This is a genomic window from Xenorhabdus siamensis, assembly GCF_037996745.1.
GTDB classification, from domain to species: domain Bacteria; phylum Pseudomonadota; class Gammaproteobacteria; order Enterobacterales; family Enterobacteriaceae; genus Xenorhabdus; species Xenorhabdus indica.
In genome coordinates, this window is the sequence record NZ_JBBMXE010000014.1 from 101417 (window position 1) to 124318 (window position 22902).

The 22902-nt window shown below is 41.7% G+C and carries 19 protein-coding genes and 2 tRNA genes; 18 read left to right on the top strand and 3 right to left on the bottom strand.

Going from position 1 to position 22902, the window contains the following annotated elements:
* The first annotated feature begins 91 nt into the window (after positions 1–91).
* Positions 92–1561, top strand: coding sequence for an alkaline phosphatase (gene phoA, locus AAC852_RS14440; protein ID WP_340621612.1), 1470 nt, complete (start codon positions 92–94; stop codon positions 1559–1561).
* Between the two features lie 292 nt (positions 1562–1853).
* Here phoA and AAC852_RS14445 read toward each other — a convergent pair.
* From AAC852_RS14445 to rsmC, 3 genes are all read right to left on the bottom strand, one after another.
* A tRNA-Leu gene (locus AAC852_RS14445) sits at positions 1854–1940 on the bottom strand.
* 72 nt (positions 1941–2012) lie between these two features.
* Positions 2013–2099 (bottom strand) — tRNA-Leu (locus tag AAC852_RS14450).
* 174 nt (positions 2100–2273) lie between these two features.
* The gene (gene rsmC / locus AAC852_RS14455) at positions 2274–3287 is read right to left on the bottom strand and encodes a 16S rRNA (guanine(1207)-N(2))-methyltransferase RsmC (protein WP_340621613.1); all 1014 of its coding nucleotides are present in this window, start codon (positions 3285–3287) and stop codon (positions 2274–2276) included.
* A 199-nt stretch (positions 3288–3486) separates the two neighbouring features.
* On the opposite strand from rsmC, the gene AAC852_RS14460 reads away from it, so the two are divergent.
* From AAC852_RS14460 to AAC852_RS14540, 17 genes are all read left to right on the top strand, one after another.
* Positions 3487–3897: a DNA polymerase III subunit psi gene (locus AAC852_RS14460; RefSeq protein WP_340621614.1), complete on the top strand. Its 411-nt coding sequence runs from the start codon at positions 3487–3489 to the stop codon at positions 3895–3897.
* Positions 3866–4315, top strand: coding sequence for a ribosomal protein S18-alanine N-acetyltransferase (gene rimI, locus AAC852_RS14465; protein ID WP_340621615.1), 450 nt, complete (start codon positions 3866–3868; stop codon positions 4313–4315). The genes AAC852_RS14460 and rimI overlap by 32 nt, the downstream gene beginning before the upstream one ends.
* A 160-nt stretch (positions 4316–4475) precedes the next feature.
* Positions 4476–6065: a peptide chain release factor 3 gene (gene prfC / locus AAC852_RS14470; RefSeq protein ID WP_340621616.1), complete on the top strand. Its 1590-nt coding sequence runs from the start codon at positions 4476–4478 to the stop codon at positions 6063–6065.
* 198 nt (positions 6066–6263) lie between these two features.
* Positions 6264–6722: a BON domain-containing protein gene (locus tag AAC852_RS14475; RefSeq protein ID WP_340621617.1), complete on the top strand. Its 459-nt coding sequence runs from the start codon at positions 6264–6266 to the stop codon at positions 6720–6722.
* Positions 6723–7111: 389 nt separating this feature from the next.
* A complete protein-coding gene (locus AAC852_RS14480) occupies positions 7112–8221 on the top strand; it encodes a patatin-like phospholipase family protein (protein ID WP_340621618.1) in 1110 nt (369 codons plus the stop codon).
* 4 nt (positions 8222–8225) lie between these two features.
* Positions 8226–8996, top strand: a complete 771-nt coding sequence (locus tag AAC852_RS14485; RefSeq protein WP_340621619.1) for a TatD family hydrolase — start codon at positions 8226–8228, stop codon at positions 8994–8996.
* 339 nt (positions 8997–9335) lie between these two features.
* Positions 9336–10601, top strand: a complete 1266-nt coding sequence (locus AAC852_RS14490) for a NupC/NupG family nucleoside CNT transporter (RefSeq protein ID WP_340621838.1) — start codon at positions 9336–9338, stop codon at positions 10599–10601.
* 443 nt (positions 10602–11044) lie between these two features.
* Positions 11045–11824 (top strand): deoxyribose-phosphate aldolase, encoded by a 780-nt coding sequence (gene deoC, locus AAC852_RS14495; RefSeq protein ID WP_340621620.1) that lies wholly within the window; start codon positions 11045–11047, stop codon positions 11822–11824.
* Between the two features lie 132 nt (positions 11825–11956).
* Complete coding sequence (gene deoA / locus AAC852_RS14500) at positions 11957–13351, top strand: thymidine phosphorylase (RefSeq protein ID WP_340621621.1); 1395 nt, start codon at positions 11957–11959, stop codon at positions 13349–13351.
* 82 nt (positions 13352–13433) lie between these two features.
* Positions 13434–14657, top strand: coding sequence for a phosphopentomutase (gene deoB / locus AAC852_RS14505; RefSeq protein ID WP_340621622.1), 1224 nt, complete (start codon positions 13434–13436; stop codon positions 14655–14657).
* 75 nt (positions 14658–14732) lie between these two features.
* Positions 14733–15449: a purine-nucleoside phosphorylase gene (gene deoD / locus AAC852_RS14510; RefSeq protein WP_340621623.1), complete on the top strand. Its 717-nt coding sequence runs from the start codon at positions 14733–14735 to the stop codon at positions 15447–15449.
* 732 nt (positions 15450–16181) lie between these two features.
* Entirely contained in the window at positions 16182–16718 is a 537-nt protein-coding gene (locus AAC852_RS14515) for a fimbrial protein (protein ID WP_340621624.1), read from the top strand.
* A 606-nt stretch (positions 16719–17324) separates the two neighbouring features.
* Positions 17325–19973 carry an outer membrane usher protein gene (locus tag AAC852_RS14520; protein WP_340621839.1) on the top strand — a complete coding sequence of 883 codons (2649 nt, stop codon included), beginning with the start codon at positions 17325–17327 and terminating at the stop codon, positions 19971–19973.
* Between the two features lie 132 nt (positions 19974–20105).
* Positions 20106–20864 (top strand): fimbria/pilus periplasmic chaperone, encoded by a 759-nt coding sequence (locus AAC852_RS14525; RefSeq protein ID WP_340621625.1) that lies wholly within the window; start codon positions 20106–20108, stop codon positions 20862–20864.
* A 93-nt stretch (positions 20865–20957) separates the two neighbouring features.
* Complete coding sequence (locus AAC852_RS14530; protein WP_340621626.1) at positions 20958–21536, top strand: fimbrial protein; 579 nt, start codon at positions 20958–20960, stop codon at positions 21534–21536.
* A 68-nt stretch (positions 21537–21604) separates the two neighbouring features.
* The gene (locus AAC852_RS14535) at positions 21605–22441 is read left to right on the top strand and encodes an MrpH family fimbial adhesin (protein WP_340621627.1); all 837 of its coding nucleotides are present in this window, start codon (positions 21605–21607) and stop codon (positions 22439–22441) included.
* 18 nt (positions 22442–22459) lie between these two features.
* Positions 22460–22738, top strand: a complete 279-nt coding sequence (locus AAC852_RS14540) for a helix-turn-helix domain-containing protein (RefSeq protein ID WP_422824305.1) — start codon at positions 22460–22462, stop codon at positions 22736–22738.
* The last annotated feature ends 164 nt before the right edge of the window (positions 22739–22902 follow it).

Below are 22902 nucleotides of genomic sequence, written 5' to 3' on the forward strand. Positions count from 1 at the left end.
ACAATAATGTCATATTAAGTGTTCACTATTCGGGGAATAAATTCATATTCATGGTGTTTTGTTGAATTTTCCTGAAAGAAAGGAACACGCTATGCTTTATCGCCACATACCCTCCCGTAATTACACAAAAAACTTGCTATCTCTTACTATTACCATATTTATTATCGCTATAGTGATGTCAGGAACCTGTTTATCTGCCCAAGCCAATAATGCAGATAACATCATGGCAGAACCCCGTTTAGCTCATGGAGATATCACCCAGTTTGGTGGTGCCCGCCGTCTTGCCGAAGACCAAACGAATGCTCTTAAGGCAGCATTGAATAATAAGAAAGCGAAGAATGTTATTCTGTTTATTGGTGATGGTATGGGGGATTCTGAAATCACATTAGCCCGCAATTATTCACAAGGCGCTGGTGGTTTTTTTAAGGGAATCGATGCACTGCCTTTTACTGGTCAATACACTCATTACTCTCTGAATAAAGAAACAAAGAAACCAAATTATGTCACGGATTCTGCGGCTTCTGCCACTGCATGGTCAACAGGGACGAAAACCTATAATGGTGCGTTGGGCATTGATGTTTTTGGTAAAGCACATCAGTCATTACTGGAGTTAGCAAAGAAAAACGGAAAAGCGACAGGAAATGTTACGACTGCCGAAATTCAGGATGCTACACCAGCCGCGCTGTATGCTCATGTCACAAACCGTAAATGCTATGGGCCACAAGAAACCCCGGAAAAATGCCCTATTGATGCTTTAGAAAACGGTGGTAAAGGTTCTATCACAGAACAGCTTTTAGTTGTGCGTCCCGATATTACTTTGGGGGGAGGCGCTAAAAGTTTTGAGCAACAATCGTTATCCGGCGTCAATAAAGGAAAAATTCTGAAGCAACAAGCCCTGGAACAAGGGTATCAATGGGTAACAGATATAAAGTCATTAAATGGTATTCAAGAGGCCAATCAGAAAAAACCCCTGTTGGGATTGTTCAATGATGGAAATATGGATGTGATCTGGGAAGGGCCAAAAGCGGTTTATCATGGCAACATTAATGAAGCACCAGTGAAGTGTAAAATTAACACTAATCGCAATTCCGCTGAACCCACATTGGCACAACTGACCGAAAAAGCGATTGATTTATTGAAAACCAATAAGAACGGATTCTTCTTACAGGTGGAAAGTGCTTCGATTGATAAACAAGATCATAAAGCTAACCCTTGTGCCCAAATTGGGGAAACAGTGGCATTAGATGAAGCTGTACAAGCGGGTTTGAAATTTGCGAAGCAACATGGAGACACCTTAGTTATTGTTACGGCTGATCATGCCCATTCCAGCCAGATTATCGAACCCGATGTTAAATCCCCCGGACTGACCCGCTCATTGATTACCAAAGATGGTGCAGTCATCACTGTAAGCTATGGCAATTCAGAAGAAGACGAACAAAATCATACCGGAACACAATTACGTGTTGCCGCTTATGGCCCTTATGCAGCCAATGTTGTTGGTTTAACTGATCAAACTGATTTGTTCTTTACCATACGTAATGCGATGGGATTGAAATATTAGTCCAGAGATAAAATACATTATCAAGCCACCAAGAAGTCACAAATCAAATAGCCATTGCCCTTCCCAAGTGGGTGGGCAATACCAACATGTTGATTTTTGTATCAATCATGCTTTCTCTCGATAAGGAATGATTGCTGTTGTACTCGTTTTGATCGGTGTTGCAGCTTGCGTTGTTTAGGTCACTTTCATTTTCGAGAGTAATGAGGTGTATTACAGGGACAAAACCCCAAAGAGAACGGAGAAAAAACGGGAGAGGACGAAACAAATAAGATGAGCAGATAAATATTAACAGTGGTGCGAAGGGGGGGACTTGAACCCCCACGTCCGTAAGGACACTAACACCTGAAGCTAGCGCGTCTACCAATTCCGCCACCCTCGCAGGTACTGCTATTTATCTGCTTTGTTTAACTGATTTATCCAGTTGATTCGTTTAACCGATAGCTATCTGATTTGGTGCGAAGGGGGGGACTTGAACCCCCACGTTCGTAAGAACACTAACACCTGAAGCTAGCGCGTCTACCAATTCCGCCACCCTCGCAAATTCAGATACTATTTAAACAGAAAACCACTTAAACAGATAACATGGAGGCGCATTCTAGAGATTTTACGGCCGACGTCAATCATTATTTATCGAGAGAAAGTATGATTGATGGAAAAATCAACATGTTGGTATTGCCCACCCACTTGGGAAGGGCAATGGCTATTTGATTTGTTATTTCTTGGTGGCTTGATAAATTTTGAATTTACCTGTCTGAGCAATCACTTCGTGTCTACCAAAAGCGCTATCCAGCAGCGCAGGGTAAGGTAAAAAAGCATTTGCTACGATCCGGAGCTTACCACCAGATCTTAGATAGTTAGGTGCCATGCGGATCATATCGTCAGCCGCTGACAGACTTGTCTTCAGGCCTTCATGGAATGGCGGATTGGAAATGATCCAGTCGAATTTTTCTTCGATAGCGGAGTAAACATTACTGGTAATGACGTTCCCTTCCAGTTTATTTGCTTTCAATGTCGCTTTACTGGAGGTGATAGCGGCTGCATTGACATCACTGAGTGTCAGTGACAAGCCGGGGTTATTTTTACCCAACACCGTTGCTAAGACACCAGAGCCACAAGCGATATCCAGCAGGCTGCCAGAAATCGGTGTATCAAACGTAGAGAGCAGAAGACGGCTGCCAACATCCAGATCATCCTGACTGAATACGCCGGGCAATGTATTGATGGTGACATCGCCGACTTGATAACTGTTCCACCAATTGTTCTGATCAAATTGAACCTGTTGCTCCAGTTGACCGTAAAAAAGGCTACAACGGCGGGCACTGTCTATTTTATGGAAAGTGGCAATACCTTCCATCAGCTTATCAACGCTACGGACACCACTGCGATTTTCGCCGACAATAAAAACATCGGTTCCGACAGGCAGGATGGAAAACAGACTGCGGAGTTGGAAACGTGCTTCATGCTTGCTTTTTGGCCAGTAATAAATCAGCGTATCACATCCTTTGACAAATATGCTGTCCGCCGTAAGACCAAACGAGGCATTATCACCCAGTGTGCGGATCAGCGACTGCCAGTGATGATATTGATTAGTATGTACTCGCACACTTGCAGCTTCAATTTCCGTCGCCAGAGTATCCTGAAGGTCACCAGCAAAAAGCAGATGATGGGAGCGGAATTGCTCTTGATGGCGCAGGATAACCTCACTGGCCGGTGTTAATACTGACATCTATGATTAGCTCCTTATAAATCTTTATTTAGTAATCATTATCTGTGGGCAAATCTGAGATGCCGTGTTGATTGGCGCAGAGATAAGCCCTCTGATAATATACCTTTCGTCTTTCAAGTCGCAGTTTTGTTGGCTGTAACTTGAAATCTACTAGGTATATATTACCTGTTATTTTTTATGGCAGATGGAATAAAACACGATGACAAAGCGTGACAGATCACTTACTCGATTGGGCATTACCCAATGGGTTTTGCGTAGCCCTGCGACCCTGCGAGGTGAATTATCTGTCCTCATCCCTGACTCAACCCGTCTGTTGATCATTAGCCATGATAACATTGACTTAAGTCATTCATTATTTGCTGATATTTTCACAACCATGGGGATTAATGTCTCATCAGTTTATTGCATCACGACAAAAGACGTTGAGTTACTTTCGGAATCAATCCACTGCCCATGCTGGCTGTTGGGGGTTGATATTACCTTATCAATACAAGGGATTTCTTTGAGAAGCCCTGCATTAAATGATTTATCCCTTGATGGGGATGCAAAACGCGCTCTTTGGCAACAAATTTACCATTATGAAGAATATTTCTCTATTAACTCCCGTTGATCTTCCCGTTGCATTTCAAATAGAACAGGCCAGCCATGCTTTTCCCTGGAGTGAAAAAACTTTTTACTCTAATCAGGGAGAACGTTATCTCAATTACAAAATCACGCTTAATGACCAGATAATTGGTTTTGCAATAGTGCAGTGTGTTTTGGATGAAGCAACACTCTTTAATATAGCTATTCATCCTGAATATCAGTCACAGGGGCATGGGAAAACATTGCTGAAATACTTGATTGATGTATTGCCTCACAAACAGATCAATACACTATGGCTTGAAGTACGACGTTCAAACAGGTCGGCGATTCGTTTGTATGAAGACTTGGGATTTAACGAAGTTTCCATTCGCAAAAACTATTACCCAACCGCGACAGGAAAAGAAGACGCAATCATTATGGCATTGCCGTTATTTGGAGAGTAACGGAGTTTCATACCATCTTGAGTATCATGAGTTGTTTATAACGCCAAGTTCAGCGAAAATAAGCACCAATCACGATTAACATGCCGGATTCGAAGATGAAGCGTCATTCTGTGCTTCACAAATGGTAGCTATCCGCGCGTAGACGAGAAGATTTCAATTAATGTCAAATTCCTCATTCTTGCAAGAAGTCGCGAAGCGAAGAACCTTTGCAATAATTTCTCACCCCGATGCCGGTAAAACGACTATTACTGAAAAGGTATTGCTGTTCGGACAGGCGATTCAGAAAGCGGGTACGGTAAAAGGCCGGGGTTCCAATCAGCACGCTAAATCAGACTGGATGGAGATGGAAAAGCAACGTGGTATCTCCATTACCACCTCGGTGATGCAATTCCCTTATAGTGATTGTCTGGTTAACTTACTGGATACTCCGGGGCATGAGGATTTCTCCGAAGATACTTACCGTACGTTGACTGCGGTTGACTGCTGTTTGATGGTAATTGACGCTGCAAAAGGTGTTGAAGATCGTACCCGTAAACTGATGGAAGTCACCCGTCTGCGTGATACGCCGATCCTGACATTCATGAATAAACTCGACCGTGATATCCGCGATCCGATGGAATTGATGGATGAAGTGGAAAACGAGTTGAATATCGCCTGTAGCCCAATCACATGGCCGATTGGCTGTGGTAAATCATTTAAAGGGGTTTATCATCTCTATCAGGATGAAATTTATCTGTATCAATCTGGTCAGGGGCATACGATTCAGGAAGTCCGGGCTATTAAAGGGCTGGATAACCCTGAGCTGGATGCGGCAGTTGGTGAAGATCTGGCTAATCAGTTACGTGAAGAGTTGGAACTGGTCAAAGGTGCATCACACGAATTCGATTTGGATGCCTTCTTACAAGGTGAATTAACCCCGGTATTTTTCGGTACTGCACTCGGTAATTTTGGTGTTGATCACATGCTGGATGGCCTTGTTAAATGGGCACCGATGCCAATGCCTCGTCAGACTGATGCGCGTGAAGTTACTGCAAAAGAAGAAAAATTCACGGGTTTTGTTTTCAAAATTCAGGCCAATATGGACCCGAAACACCGTGACCGTGTGGCATTTTTGCGGGTTGTTTCTGGTAAATACGAAAAAGGCATGAAACTGCGTCAGGTGCGCACTAAAAAAGATGTGGTTATCTCCGATGCGCTGACCTTTATGGCCGGAGATCGTTCCCATGTCGAAGATGCATATCCGGGAGATATTATTGGCCTGCACAACCATGGTACGATTCAGATTGGTGATACCTTTACTCAAGGTGAAGAGCTGAAATTCACAGGCATTCCAAACTTTGCCCCTGAATTGTTCCGCCGTATTCGGTTGCGTGATCCACTGAAACAAAAACAATTGTTGAAAGGTCTTGTTCAGTTATCAGAAGAAGGCGCAGTACAGGTATTTCGCCCATTAACCAATAATGACCTGATCGTTGGGGCAGTGGGTGTACTTCAGTTTGATGTCGTTGTTGCTCGTTTGAAGAGTGAATATAACGTTGAAGCGCTGTATGAACCTGTCAATGTTTCTACTGCACGTTGGGTAGAATGTAATGATGTCAAGAAACTGGAAGAGTTCAAACGCAAGAATGAGCAAAATCTGGCACTTGATGGTGGCGATAACCTGACTTATATTGCACCAACTATGGTTAATTTAAATCTGACCAGTGAGCGTTATCCTGATATTGTTTTCCGTAAGACGCGGGAACACTAATATTTTTTTGGGCTAACAAATAGTTGGCCCTTTTAAATTTGTTACTCCATTCTAAAATATATTGGTTATGTTTTATTTAATGCATAATTTTCTGGCTTAAGAAAATATACGTTATTTATTGTAAAGCCCATTTCATCCCCGTAATTTGATGATATATCATCTTTTGACAATTTGGCTTAGTTAAGGGAAGGTAGTAGGATGAAAAAATCACCGTTCACACACTCACTCCTGGCCGTTATTTTAGGTTCGGTTTTAGGCTTGGTATTGATAAATGGCAGCGTATCAGCCGCAGAAACATCTTCAGGCAATACTACAGAAGGTAATTCTTTAGAAAAGAAAACATTAGAAGATAAAACTTTAGAAAATATGGGCCAGAAAATTGATAATTCAATCAAGAATGCAGAGGAAAAAATTGATAATTCACTGAAACAAGTAGGTAGTTCTATTGATGATAGTGTGATTACTGCCAAAATAAAAGAAAAGTTGTTGGAATATAAAGGGATTAATAGTAACACTATTTCAGTGAAAACGGAAAAAGGCGTAGTTTATCTTTCCGGTTTTGTCAAAAATGAAGAACAGGTTAAGCGGGTGATCAAAGTTGCCCATCAAGTAGATGGTGTTAAGTTTGTAAACAGTACGTTAACTATCAAAAAATAATGCGTATTTTGATGGAGTGGCAGATAATAGGCCACTCTTTTTGTTTCTATTCTCAAATAAAATCCAACCTGATTAAGCGAGTCATTTTTCAAGAAGCATAAATAATATGTGCTGTCTATTCAGAAAGTAAGCAAATGCTTGCCTGTTTGTGAATTAATCTTCATTATTTAATGCAAGTTTTATAAGCACATTGTTCTTACAACCACAATTGTTTTTACAAGTACACTGTTTTTTTACAAGCACTTTGTTTGCATAACAATATACTGATAGATAGTCATATGCCCAAAGGATGTCAAGAGGCGTCGCAGCCAACAAAGAGACAACTTGAAAAACGAAGGGTATAACTCAAATTGCATTTTGAAACTGACATTGATTTTTTAGGGGGGGCTATGGGGAAACATATTCCGATTACGCTGGGTAATATAGAGCCGTTAGCTTATACATCACGGATCAAACCGGGAAAAATTGCACTTGTCTGTGAAGGTGGTGGGCAGCGGGGAATTTTTACCGCAGGTGTGTTGGATGAATTTCTCCGGCTTGACTTCAACCCATTCGAATTGTTTCTTGGTACTTCCGCAGGTGCCCAGAACCTTTCTGCTTATATCTGTGGTCAGAGAGGATATGCCCGTAAGGTAATTAAAAATTACACAACTAATACTACCTTTTTTAATCCGTTGCGCTTTGTCCGGGGTGGGCATCTCATCGATCTGGATTGGTATATTGATATCGTTTCTAAAAAATCACCTTTGAATATCCCTATTGCGATGCGACATTTTGATGCAGGGCGTGAATTCTATATGTGCGCCTGTCGAGCCGATGATTTTGAAGCTAATTATTTACATCCTGAGGAAAAAAATTGGATGGAGATCATAAAGGCTTCCAGCGCTATTCCTGGCTTTTATCGTAATGGCGTGACGCTTGATGGCACTGTTTATCAAGATGGTGGCATTTGTGATGCTATCCCAGTAGAAGAGGCTTATCGCCGTGGTGCAGATACCATTGTGGTGGTCAGGACAGTACCTTCACAGCTCTATTACACGCAACAGTGGATTAAACGAATAGAGCGCTGGCTGGAAAGCAGTAGCTCACAAAAGATGATTCAGATGTTGAAGCTGCATGCTAAAAGTTACTATCGAACACAGCAATTTATTGAAAATCCGCCAGATGATGTGCAGGTATTCGAAATTTATCCACCAGCACCCTTGGCCACAATGGCACTGGGAAGCAGGATCAGTGCATTGGATAAGGATTATCACCTGGGGCGGCGCTGTGGGCGGTATTTTCTGGCCACCATCGGACATACTTTTGTCGGAGGTAAATTTGGTGTGGCAGAACGTAAAAGTTATGGTGTTTGTCGCAACGGTTTAAATCATGATGGAATGAACCGTAATGTTTTCAGGCACAATGGCTTTTTGGACAATATGAATCGCCCGGAGATTGAGGGAACAGAGGTCAATGATATTACCTCGACTCCACGGACAGGTTACCATGATGGATAAGTAGATGTTTATCGATACACATTGCCATTTTGATTTTCCCCCTTTTACTGGCGATGAAACAGCAAGTTTAGCGCGCGCCAGACAAACAGGGGTAGAAAAAATCATTGTCCCGACAGTCAGTCAGTTGAATTTTCAACGTGTTGCCGATCTGGCTGCTACCTATGACTCAATTTATGCTGCGTTTGGGTTACATCCTTTATATATCAATGAACATCATGACGTGCATCTGGATGCGCTGGAACAGAAACTCAAGGAAAAACAGGCTAACTGTGTAGCGGTAGGTGAAATCGGGCTTGATCTGTATATGCCGGAACCTCAGTTTGAGAAGCAAAAAGGCCTCTTAGCAGCGCAGCTCATGCTGGCCAGCAAGTATGAATTGCCTGTGATACTTCACTCTCGCAAAAGCCACGACCAATTGGCAGCAATGTTACGGAAACACAGTGTGCCACGTACTGGTGTGATCCATGGCTTTGCCGGAAGTTTGTCTCAGGCACAGGCTTTTATTCGTTTGGGTTTTTACATTGGTGTTGGTGGAACTATTACTTATGAGAGAGCAAAAAAGACGCGAGATACGATTGCACGATTACCACTGTCATCTCTTGTATTAGAAACGGATGCACCTGATATGCCCTTATCAGGGTTTCAGGGGCAACCAAACCGACCAGAAAGAGTTGCTCAGGTTTTTTCTGCATTGTGTAAGTTGCGTTCTGAATCTGTAGATGAAATTTCCGGCAAAATTTATCAAAATAGCGTGACATTGTTTGCATTAAGCTAGTTTCTATTGAATAAAAATCAGGCCATTTTTGTCAGACAAAAGATGGACTTCCGTTTTAAATAAATATTAATAATATTAAACTGGCATTATCTTCTTATTTCTCCCTTTTTTTCCGCAAGATTATCTAATCCCTGAGAAATAATGTGACTATATGTGATGTATGTCTCATTTTCTGTTTTTATATTACTTTTTGCTGTATTAATTTGTGATGTTAGTTGCTTGTTCTTTTTTACTACTAGGTATAATCGCCTCCACACACAGTGTCAGTAGGAACTTACAAAATAACTGACATATTTTTAATTCATTTAGTGAACAGGGATTCTTCCAATGCAACTCATTATGAGCCTGATAGGGATGGTAGTGCTGATTTTTATCGCAGTACTTTTCTCCAGTAATTACCGAGCTATTAAAATCCGCACTGTCCTCGGCGCCTTTCTTATTCAGGTAGCTATTGGGGCATTTGTACTTTATGTGCCGGCAGGTAAAGACATTCTGGGTGGAATGTCAAAAGGTGTTTCCAATGTAATCGGATATGGTCAGAAGGGAACTGATTTCATCTTCGGTGGATTGGTTTCTGACAAAATGTTTGAACTGTTTGGCGGCGGTGGCTTTATCTTTGCTCTGCGCGTTCTGCCAGTCATTGTTTTCTTCTCTTCTCTGATTGCAGTTCTGTATTACATCGGTGTTATGCAGCTTATCATTAAAGTTCTTGGTGGTGGCTTGCAAAAAGTGTTGGGAACATCACGTACAGAGTCTCTGTCCGCAACAGCGAATATTTTCGTAGGTCAGACAGAAGCCCCTCTGGTTGTTCGTCCTTATATCGCGACCATGACTCAATCTGAGTTGTTTGCTGTTATGTGTGGTGGTCTGGCTTCTGTAGCAGGCTCTGTATTAGCAGGCTACGCATCCATGGGTGTTCCATTGGAATACCTGATCGCGGCTTCATTCATGGCAGCACCGGGTGGCCTTTTGTTTGCAAAATTGATGGTGCCAGAAACTGAAAAAACACACGATACTGTTGATGCAATGTCTCTGGTTACTGCGGAAGAGCGTCCGGCTAATATTATTGATGCGGCGGCATCTGGTGCGGCATCCGGTATGCAACTGGCTCTGAATGTAGGTGCAATGTTGTTGGCATTTACTGCATTGATTGCTTTGTTGAATGGTATGCTAGGTGGCATCGGTGGTTGGTTCAGTTATCCTCAATTGTCAATGGAATTGATTCTGGGTTGGGTGTTTGCGCCAATTGCTTATCTGATTGGTATACCGTGGCATGAAGCAACAGTTGCAGGTTCTTTTATTGGACAGAAACTGGTTGTTAATGAATTCGTTGCATTCATGAGCTTTGGTGAATATCTGAAACCAGATGACGTAGTTAAGGCAGCAGGTCTGCAAGTACTTTCTGATCACACCAAAGCGATTATTTCTTTCGCATTGTGTGGTTTTGCTAATTTGTCTTCTGTTGCCGTTCTGCTCGGTGGTCTGGGGGGGATGGCACCAAACCGCCGCGGTGACATTGCGCGCTTCGGTCTGAAAGCCGTATTGGCTGGTTCACTCTCTAACCTGATGAGTGCCACAATTGCCGGATTTTTCTTCTCTCTGTAATAGTTAGAGAAATCTAATTAGAAAACATCTACTAAATGAGATGCAGGTGGGTTGACCTCACCTGCATTTTATTTTTCTCAAGGTCAATTATCACGATTAACATCACAATAAAATGATTATCATTGCAATTCTCATTTAATTAATGTGAGTTTACACACGCCTTATTGTGCGTTTACATGTTCAAATAATGATGTTCTAAGATTTCATGGAGTAAGCTAATGCCTGCCGGTGCAGTATAATCTAAATAAAATCAGACTAAAGAACCACGTGCGGAGAAAAGGAACTCTGTTGTTGCTGGGAAATATAATCATCGCAACATCTTCAAGGAACCAAGTCCGCTCGCCAACATAAGAACTGACTCATCATTCAGGACAATTATTCAACATAAGCGTTTCAAGAAAGTGTGAACTGATTGAATCACAATAATACCGTTGGAGAGTTTTATGACCGATTTAACCGCAGTTGCTCAGCGTGCGCTGAGTTTGATGGATTTAACCACACTCAATGATGACGATACTAATGAAAAGGTAATGGCACTTTGTCATCAGGCGAACAGCCCGGCAGGGCATACCGCAGCTATCTGTATCTACCCACGTTTTATTCCGGTTGCACGTAAGGTATTAAGTGAACAAGGAACACCTGACGTTCGTATTGCCACTGTTACCAACTTCCCGCATGGTAATGACGATATTGATATCGCACTGGCGGAAACCCGTGCAGCCATTGCTTATGGTGCTGACGAAGTGGACGTTGTTTTCCCTTATCGTGCCCTGATAGCGGGTAACGAACAAATCGGTTTTGATTTGGTTAAAGCCTGCAAGGCTGCCTGCGCTGGAGCTGGTGTCTGGCTAAAAGTTATTATTGAAACTGGCGAACTGAAAGAGGTTGATCTGATCCGTAAAGCATCTGAAATATCAATTAAAGCGGGAGCAGATTTTATTAAAACATCAACCGGAAAAGTACCCGTGAATGCGACACTGGAAAGTGCAGAGATCATGCTCAGCGTTATCCGTGATATGGGGGTAGGAGATACTGTTGGATTTAAACCTGCGGGCGGTGTGCGTACCACAGAAGAAGCAGCACAGTATCTGGCTCTGGCAGATAGAATCATGGGTGATAAATGGGTAGACTCCCGCCATTTCCGTTTTGGTGCTTCCAGTTTATTGGGGAGCTTATTGACAACGTTAGGGCACCAGGGACAAAAACAAAGCAGTGGTTATTGATAACCCATATTTAGAACCATCATTGATTGAAAACAATCGTTATTGAGATCAATAACAACATATGAAGGTTCGCTAAGATAAGGTGCATTACTGCCATTCTTTTCAGATAATAATGATGATTGGGAGGTAGCTTTGTTTCTGGCACAGGAAATTATCCGCAAAAAGAGAGAGGGTTATCCACTGAGTGAAGAGGAAATCCGTTTCTTTATTAATGGCGTGTGTAATAACACAGTATCCGAAGGGCAAATCGCTGCATTAGCAATGACCATTTATTTCCGGGATATGACGATGGAGGAACGTATTGCTTTAACATTGGCAGTACGTGATTCCGGTACAGTTCTGGATTGGAATAAATTGAACTTGCATGGCCCAGTTGTCGATAAACATTCGACGGGCGGGGTTGGTGATGTAACATCCCTGATGTTAGGGCCGATGGTAGCAGCATGTGGAGGTTATGTCCCGATGATCTCAGGGCGCGGATTGGGGCATACCGGAGGAACGTTGGATAAATTAGAATCCATTCCCGGTTTTGACATTTTCCCTGATGAACATCGTTTCCGTGACATTATCCGGGATGTTGGCATTGCGATTATCGGTCAGACCCATTCATTGGCACCTGCGGATAAGCGTTTTTATGCAACACGTGATATTACTGCTACTGTTGACTCTATTCCACTGATTACCGCCTCTATTCTGGGCAAAAAACTGGCTGAGGGATTGGATGCTTTGGTCATGGATGTGAAAGTAGGTTCCGGGGCATTTATGCCAACTTATGAGCAATCGGAACAACTGGCAGAATCCATCGTCGCGGTAGCTAATGGCGCGGGTTGCAAAACGACAGCATTGTTAACCGATATGAATCAGGTGCTGGCATCCAGTGCGGGTAATGCACTGGAAGTACGTGAAGCGGTTCAGTTTTTGACGGGAGAATACCGTAATCCCCGGCTATTTGAAGTCACTATGGCATTGGCTGCTGAAATGCTGGTATCAGGTAAATTGGCAGAAAACCGTGAAGCTGCATATTGTAAGTTACAGGCGGTTCTCGACAGTGGTAAAGCAGCGGAAGTTTTTGGACGTATGGTTGCTGCACAAAAAGGGCCTGCCGATTTTGTCGAAAACTATGCTCATTATTTGCCAACGGCCTCTTTCAGCAGACCTGTATTTGCTGAAAAGTGTGTTATTGAAGAACAATGCATTGTGACAGAGATGGATACCCGGGCTTTGGGAATGGCCGTGGTGACGTTAGGGGGTGGCCGTCGCAAGGTCACGGATACGATTAATTATAGTGTGGGGCTGAGTGATATTATTGCACTTGGTTCAGAAGTTAACACAGATACCCCTCTGATGACGATCCATGCCAATAGTGAAAATGAGTGGCATGCAGCGGCGGAGGCTGTGCGTAAGTCGTTTGTTCTACAACATAAAGTGTTACAACAGGCGGATGCTTCACAAAAGACGAATGTTTTGGCAGCATCGAATGTAGGAACGAAAGTCGCCACACAGATGGTTTATCGTCATATTAGTTGATAAACCGACATAGGCACTGAAAATAGATTTTAATAGCTGGCAGTTTCCGCATTGATAGCGTGAATTGACGCAGGAGAAAATTATGAAACGTACATTCATCATGGTATTGGATTCCTTTGGCATTGGTGCGAGTGCAGATGCAGACAGATTTGGTGACAAAGGATCTAACACCTTAGGACATATTGCGGAGCAATGTGCCCGTGGTGAAGCTGATATCGGCCGTCAGGGATTATTGAAGTTGCCGAATCTGAGCCGCTTGGGGCTAGGTAAAGCGGCAGAAGAATCCAGCGGAACTTTCCCGATTGGTTTAGATAAAGATGCCGACATTATTGGTGCCTATGGCTATGCAAGTGAACTTTCTTCTGGTAAAGACACGCCATCAGGTCATTGGGAAATTGCTGGTGTTCCGGTTTTGTTCGATTGGGGCTATTTTCAGGATTTAGAAAACAGCTTTCCGCAGGAATTACTGGATAAACTGGTTGAGCGCGCTAATCTCCCAGGGTATTTGGGCAATTGCCACTCTTCCGGTACAGTTATTCTGGACAGATTGGGAGAAGAGCACATGGAAACCGGTAAGCCGATTTTCTATACCTCTGCGGATTCCGTTTTCCAGATTGCCTGCCATGAAGAAACATTCGGTTTGGATAAGCTGTATGAATTATGTGAGATCGCCCGCGAAGAACTGAATCTCGGTGGTTATAACATCGGTCGTGTTATTGCCCGTCCGTTTGTGGGTGATAAAGCGGGTAACTTCCAGCGTACCGGTAATCGCCATGATTTGGCGGTTGAGCCTCCTGCCCCAACCATTCTGAAGAAACTGGTTGATGAAAAACAGGGGGAAGTGGTTTCCATCGGCAAGATAGCCGATATTTACGCTAATGTTGGTATCACCAAAAAAGTGAAGGCAACAGGGATTGATGCTCTGTTTGATGCTTCATTGGTTGAAATGGAACAGGCTGGGGATAACACAATCGTGTTTACCAATTTTGTTGATTTCGACTCATCTTATGGTCATCGCCGTGATGTGGCAGGTTATGCGGCAGCGCTTGAACTATTCGACCGCCGCTTGCCGGAGATGCTGAAACGGGTTAAAGAAGATGACATTCTGATCCTGACGGCTGACCACGGTTGTGACCCGACCTGGCCAGGCACAGATCATACTCGTGAGCACATTCCAGTGCTGGTTTATGGGCCAAAAGTGAAACCTGGCTCATTGGGGCATCGTGAAACATTTGCAGACATTGGTCAGACAGTGGCGAAATATTTCAACCTGACGCCAATGGATTATGGTAAAGCGATGTTCTGATTTTTCCGGGGACGTCATTGGCTGCCCCGATATTTACCTATTTTTAATTACTCAATAAAAACAAGGAATAAATTTATGGCTACCCCACATATTAATGCTGAGATGGGCGATTTTGCTGATGTTGTTCTAATGCCAGGTGACCCACTACGTGCAAAATACATTGCGGAAACCTTTTTAGAAGATGCCCGTCAGGTTAACAATGTTCGTGGTATGTTGGGTTTCACCGGTACTTATAAAGGCCGCCGCATTTCAGTGATGGGTCACGGTATGGGCATTCCATCCTGCTCCATCTATGCGAAAGAGCTGATCACCGAGTTTGGTGTCAAAAAGATTATCCGTATTGGCTCCTGTGGTGCAGTGAGTAAAGACATTAAAATTCGTGATGTTGTGATTGGTATGGGGGCTTGTACTGACTCCAAAGTCAATCGTGTGCGTTTTAAAGATCATGATTTCGCGGCAATCGCTGATTTTGATTTGGTTCGTAATGCCGTTGATGCCGCTAAAGCGAAAAATATTAACACACGTGTTGGCAATATCTTCTCTATAGATCTGTTCTATACCCCAGATACACAATTGTTCGATATAATGGAAAAATACGGCATTCTGGGTGTTGAAATGGAAGCGGCAGGTATTTACGGTGTTGCGGCTGAATTTGGTGCAAAAGCACTGACGATCTGTACTGTTTCAGACCATATTCGCACAGGTGAACAAATGACTGCTGAAGAGCGTCAAACAACTTTCAATGACATGATTGAAATTGCACTTGAATCTGTTTTGTTGGGTGATAATTAAAAAAGCCTAAGTAATTTTATCCTCTGATTAAAAATAAAAGCTCTTCTCAACAATGGGAAGAGCTTTTTTGTTGCTCAAATTAATACCTTATTTAAACAGATTGTTTAAAAATAACTCTCATCTATTTATTCAGTTGCCATTTTATTCCACATTAATACACCTGTAAAAAGAGTGGAGAAATCAATCTAACAAAAAGTAAATGTTTTAAATAAAAATAATAATTTAATTATATTATAATTAGTTTGTTAATTTTATGTTTTTGATAAATAGTTTGTTTTTATTTTGATATAAGCCATGAGGACAATAGTAAAAACTATATTTAATAATTATTTTGATATAATCATATGACTATTTTTTTCGGAAAGATAAAGTCGCTCAATAAAAACACACAAACTAAGATTCTGAACTATTCATCTTTGTTCGATACAATTTAGGAAAATAACCCAAATTCACAAAATTGACAGTAAAATATACTACTGCTTATGGGGACTTTTTGATAAAAACTCATATTTCATACGCAGTTAAGGAGCATTACCAGTTTTATCGGCTGAAATTTGACTTAAGGATTTTTGTGTAGAATGATACCGCCGGTTTGGTTTATTTGAATCAGTCAAGCTATCTGTCAAAAAACTAAATAGTCATTATCCTAAGTATCAGAAATTAATTTCTGTACTTCGGTTTCTCTTTATATATAAGTCTGTCATTTTTTAATTAAAAGGTATAAATTCGATTATGAAAATGAATAAATTGGCAATGATTTTAGGTTTTGGTGTGGCTTTAACAGCAGGTGCTGCAAATGCGGCTAACCAAGGTAATGGTACGGTTACATTTACTGGTTCTATCATTGATGCACCTTGTTCAATTAAAAATACCAATATTGCAGTTGATATGGGGGCTGTTTCCAGCCACATCTTGAAAAAACAAGGGCGTTCAGAATCTAAACATTTCAAAATTGAATTAGAAAACTGCACTATACAGACTCTGAAAGGTGTAGAAACGACTTTCACTGGCTCTATGGCTAGTGGTGAGCCAGGTTATTTAGGTATTGAAGGAACAGCGAAAGGTGCGGCAATTGCTATTACTGATGCTGGTAATAACAGATTGCCTCTGGGAACAGCAAGTAAACTATTATCTCTGCACGAAGGTAACAATGATTTACAATTTGCAGCGTACCTGCAAGGTATTAATTTAAGTGATGAGAAAGGTGAGAGCTTAGTTGTCCCTGGTAACTTCACTGCTATTGCTAACTTTACATTAAATTATCAGTAATATTTTTACTGACTGATAATTTTGGTAATTAAACATCAGGAAATTCATGCTACTGATTTACCGGGTTTCTTGATGTGTCTTTAGGGTATTTCTGGGAACTAATATGCTAGCAGGACATGATTAGAATATTCTATAATGTGCTTTGTCTTATTGATATAAATCAATATTATTGTCAAATTAGTCAGCAGAGTATGGCATTAATAGAATTATTCCCATAGAAGTAATTTGAAATACCCTTTTTTATTGATTTAATCTATGGTGTTCTCTATTGGTGGTATTCGGAAAATAAAGATATTTTGCCATGTTAAGTAATTTTTAATGGCTACCGATGGTGACATGTTTCCTCTACTTCCCGCTGTACGGTAATTCAGTGAATCACAAACAGAGAACGTAATATATTACGGATAAGCAGGACATGTGGTTACTCCTGCAATCCCCGGTATCTGTAGGATCCTTAAGTGAGAGCGATGAACTTTAATGATGCGATCTATTAGGCGATAGTCCTATACGCATACAGACTTGGCAGTATCAGACAACAGCTAATTTCAAATTGGGTTATTAACGATTCATTGCTCAGAGGATGTTATGGCTTTGTTTTCAGATTCTATGAATCATTATTTTTCTTCTATTAATAAAAAAAAGAACAGTAATAGGATAAACACCTTTAATAAAAAATACGTGATTAATAAAAAGAAGATAACGAATAAAATACAAATAGAACACTTAATATCCGGAATTAAACCTCTTTCTGTTTTGATACTGTTTGCAGTGTCCGGTATTCAGATCGCTTATTCTAAGCCAATTGAATTCAACATTGATGCGCTGGATATCAGTGAACGTAGCAATATTAATTTAGAACAGTTCTCTCGGGCAGGCTATATCATGCCGGGGAATTATATGATGGCTGTTCGGATGAATAAGCAGGAATTTCCAGATACTTATTCTATCGATTTTATTGCTTCGGCTGATGATTCGAAAGGTAGTGAAGCCTGTATATCTCCCGAATTAATCAAACAAATTGCTCTTAAACCAAAGTGGGCTGAAAAATTAGGTTGGCAGAATGAAGGAAAATGTCTTGATCTCAATACACTACCGGGTATGTCAGCAAGGGGGGATCTGGCCACTTATACGTTGTATCTGATTGTTCCTAAAAGCTATCTGGAATATGACTTGCCGGATTGGGATCCTCCTTCCCGCTGGGATGAGGGGATAACCGGATTATTGTTTGACTATAACGTTAATGCGCAAACATCGAAACCGACTCATGATCGTAATAACCAACAAATAAGTGCTAACGGAACAGCGGGCATGAATTTGGGTGCATGGCGTTTTCGGGCTGACTGGCAGGCCAGATATCATCGTTTCAAGACCAAACATGATAAAGCAGATAACTCACATCGAACCGGTGGCAAAGAACGCCGTGACTGGGATTGGAGCCGATACTACCTGTATCGTGCACTTCCCCGTTTAGAAGCAAAGTTGACGTTGGGAGAGGATTACCTCAATTCTAACCTCTTTGATAGCTTCCGTTATACCGGTATCAGTTTGGTGACTGATGAGAACATGTTGCCACCGAACTTACGCGGCTATGCCCCTGAGGTTACTGGTGTTGCGAGAACCAATGCCAAGGTGACGATTAGTCAGATGGGGAGAGTATTGTATGAAACTCAGGTTGCGTCAGGGCCATTCCGAATTCAGGATCTCAGTGATGCAGTTTCAGGCGCTTTGGATGTCAGAGTTGAAGAGCAGGATGGAAGTGTACAGCAGTTTCAGGTTAACACTGCAACGATCCCTTACCTGACACGTCCGGGACGTGTGCAATACAAGTTGGTTGGTGGACAATCTACCAATGATAAGCATCGTCGTGAAGGGCCGGCCTTCGGTCTCGGAGAATTCTCCTGGGGGATCAATAACGGCTGGTCATTGTATGGTGGTTTTTTGGGAGCAGGTGACTACAACGCTTTATCACTGGGGGTTGGTCGTGACTTGATGGTGTTGGGTGCATTGTCGTTTGACGTGACGGAGTCAAGAGCAAAATTGCCGGGAGAGAAAAAAACCTTTACCGGGGGATCTTATCGTTTCAGTTATTCGAAACGTTTTGATCAATACAACAGTCAGGTGACTTTTGCCGGGTATCGTTTCTCTGAACGTAACTTTATGAATATGGGGCAATATATCGATCGCCGCTATCGCAACGTTTCTTCCGATAGTGGAAAAGAGATGTATACCGTGATGTTTAATAAACAGTTTACAGATATTGGCCTCAGTGCTTACCTCAACTATAGCCATCAGACCTACTGGAATCGGTCAGCAAACGATTACTATAACGTATCTCTGACTAAGTATATTGATATTGGGCGTTATAAAAATATCAGTGTGAACCTGTCAGCTTACCGTAACAACTTTGATAATAAAAAAGATGACGGTATGTACCTGAATCTTTCTATTCCATGGGGAGAAAGTAGCACCTTTAGCTATAACGGAATGGCCAATCGTCAGGGAAATTCCCATTTGATAGGTTATTTTGAGCGTATTGATGATCGCAATAATTATCGCATATCAGCCGGTACGAATATTCGTGGTAAGGCATCAGCAAATGGTTATTACACCCACTATGGTGATCGGGCATTGCTGACTGCCAGCGCCAGTTATCAGGATGGTGGCAATACTACCGCAGCACTCGGCTTGCAGGGGGGAGTTACTGTCACTGCCAATGGTGCAGCTTTGCATCGTACTAATATGCCTGGTGCAACCCGCCTGATGGTGGATACAGAAGGTGTTGGCAATGTTCCTGTCCGGGCATTCGGTTCGTCAGTATATACCAACCATTTTGGTAAAGCTGTGCTGGTAGATGTAAACAATTACTACCGTAATACCGCAAATATTGACTTAGACAAATTACCGGACGATGTAGAGGCATTGCGCTCTGTTCAATTGGCAACATTGACAGAAGGTGCGATTGGTTATCGTAAATTTCAGGTCATATCAGGGCTCAAGGCTATGACAACTATTCGTTTGCCTGATGGTTCATCTCCACCTTTTGGGGCATCTATCGTAAATGCAAACCAACGGGAAATCGGGATTGTCAATGATGACGGATATGCCTATCTGACCGGAATGAACAAAGGTGAAAAACTGAAAGTGCATTGGGATGGACGTGCTCAATGTGAGATTACCGTGCCAGATGAAATTTCGGCAGATTATTTAACTGCATTTTTGCTACCTTGTCAGTTTTTAAAAGATGAAGATAAATAAAATGTAATAAAAAAATCCATTTAATTGATCTTTAATAGAGTATTGCATTGCTTTATTTGGCATAGGTATACCGATATTAGTCGGCACCAACAATATAAATATGATCTTTTTTGAGTATAAGCAGATGACACTATGAAACTAAAAAAAATTCTAATGATGGCGGCCATAACGGTAACAAGTTTAATGTCAGTGCATCAAACAATGGCGGCGATAGCATTGGATCGTACCCGCATTATTTTTAATGGGAATGAAAAATCTGTCAGCCTGAATATTGAAAATCAACATCTTGATTTGCCGCATTTAGCACAGGCATGGCTTGAAGATGATAAGGGAAATAAGATCAACAGCCCACTCGTCGTTATTCCCCCTGTGCAGCGTGTTGAAGCTGGAGCGAAGAGCCAAATCAAGATCCAGACACTGCCAGCAGTGACCCAGTTGCCACAAGATAGAGAAAGTGTGTTTTATTTCAACGTTCGTGAAATACCACCGCGCAGTGAGAAACCAAATGTCTTGCAAATAGCTTTACAAACGAAAATCAAATTGTTCTACCGCCCGGAAGCAATTATCGCCCGTCGTATTGATCATGATAACCCATGGCAGGAAAAACTGACCTTAAGCCGTCAGGGAAACCAATATGTGGTGAACAATCCAACACCTTATTACATCACGATTTCAGAAGCTTCAAATAAGGTAAATGGTAAAAGTGTAGACGGTTTTAAACCCTTAATGCTGGCGCCCAAAAGCAGTGACAAACTGGGAGGAACGGTTAGTTCATTCGGTAATCAACCGGTACTGACTTATGTTAATGATTATGGTGGACGCCCACAGTTAACATTCAAATGTAGTGATAATACTTGTGTAGTGACGAAGATTGTAGATGCAGGAAATTGATTAGCTCTTGGTAGCCATATCCCGTCATAAACAGCTTGATGGGATCATAAAGCAGATTTCACCAGATCGTAACGGATTTTGGGATAAATGATAATGAATTTGTTAAGTATGAAGCTCTTTCACTACGCACTGAAAACATTGGTGCCACCGGTATTATTTCTGCTGGGGATTGGCAGTCAGCAAGGTGCTTATGCAAAAGATAACCTACGCCAAAATGTCAGAATCACGATGACTGTACTCGCTCCCCCTTGTGTGATTAAACCGGAAGATAAAGTTATAGAAGTTAATTTTGGCAACATTATCAACCGGGATCTTTATCTGCATCACCGAACGCCAAGCCAACAGCTCCGGCTACATTTGGAAGAATGTGATCCCAGGGTGGCCCAGACAGTGAAAATCAGGTTTGTCGGACAGGAAAGCAGAGAGCAGCCCGGATTATTAGCATTCGGTCATGGCAGCAGTGCTTCAGGTGCAGCCATTGGTATGGAAAAACTGGATGGTACACCACTCCCTTTTAATAAAACGGCTCAATTTAGACTCTCTGATACGAGCAGTAACAATGTAATCCCGTTTCAGGCATATGTAAAAGCTGATCCTAGTGCGCTGCTGCAAAACAAGATTGGTGTAGGAGAGTTCAATGCAATGGCAACTTTTGAGCTCAGTTATGAATAGCGATTTCGGCTTCTTTTTTACCCCATGATATTCAACCTGAGTTTGATGTTATTTAGGGAAATAAAATTATGCACCATATTAAAAAATCGTTGATGAAGTTCGCAGCATTGTTGCTTTTCCTTAGTGCTCCATATGCCTATGGTGGAGCTTATGTTATGCCAGTGAATACTATTATATCGGGTAAACGAATTATCACTACCATGGAGATTATTGAATGGACAGAAGAAGAGGGGATCGGCAATCCTTGCTATGGTAATGAGCCATGTTATGTTGGCCCTGATGTTCAATATAGTAACAACCAGCCGGGCATGTATGGTTCCTGTATTGAGGCAAATGTATGCCTGAATGACGCACATAAGTACCGGACAACCGCAGAAGTCATGCGAGCCTACAAAAGACAGATCGGAATTCCTATACGGGTGACATTTCCTATTATTAGCGCAGATGCCGAGTGTATAGGTTTGTTTTACACCAAGCAGATATCATCAGGTTATGGTATCGCAATGAAATTTCCTAACTCCACTTGCAACAAATTACCACCTATAAATCAAAGCTGTGAAATCAGCATACCTTCTGAAATTGCCTACGGGGAATTAAAAGCTTCAGAAGTTAATAACGCCACTCGCTCAATTAATGGGCAATTCAAATGTGCACTTCGTAGCAACAAGATAATGTTGCAAGTCAAATCCATTAATAGTGAGCCAAAAATTTATCTCGATACTAATAAGCAAATTTACTCGACATTGCAGATTGATGGAAGGGATGCGACAGATGGCGTGCATGTTATCGCCCAGGGGAAAAATATTCCCTCGAATTTTACCCTGACATCAATATTGCACACATTAACACAACCAAAAGCCGGTAAGTATGAAGGTACAGCAGTTGTTTTATTAACCTATTTATAAATTGAGAGTAAAGAGATTATGCGAGTCAGTATGCTGGTAGGTAAAAGGATCCAAATGAAGCGAAAAGAGCTTGGGATAACAGCAGCAGAGCTGGCGGACAGAATTGGCGTCAGCCATCAGCAGTTATCACGTTATGAACGGGGAACTAACCGAATTAGTCTGGAGCAGCTAGTTGTTGTCTCTATTACCCTGAAAACACCGGCAAGCTGGTTTCTGGAAGATTGTTTTATTAAGCCCGCACCTCAAATGAAAAACCAACATACCTGTGTGGCTGAAACAATATTAGATTTATATTGAACAAAAAGTATTAATTAAAAAGACAGTTATTAATTTTGTATAAAAGCCATCTCAAAACAGGGATGGCTTTTTCTTTATCAGAATATTTACAGATGGGATGAACTCTCAGACTAATATGGATATGAGCCACATTAACCCCTTACAAAAAACTAATTGATTGTTGT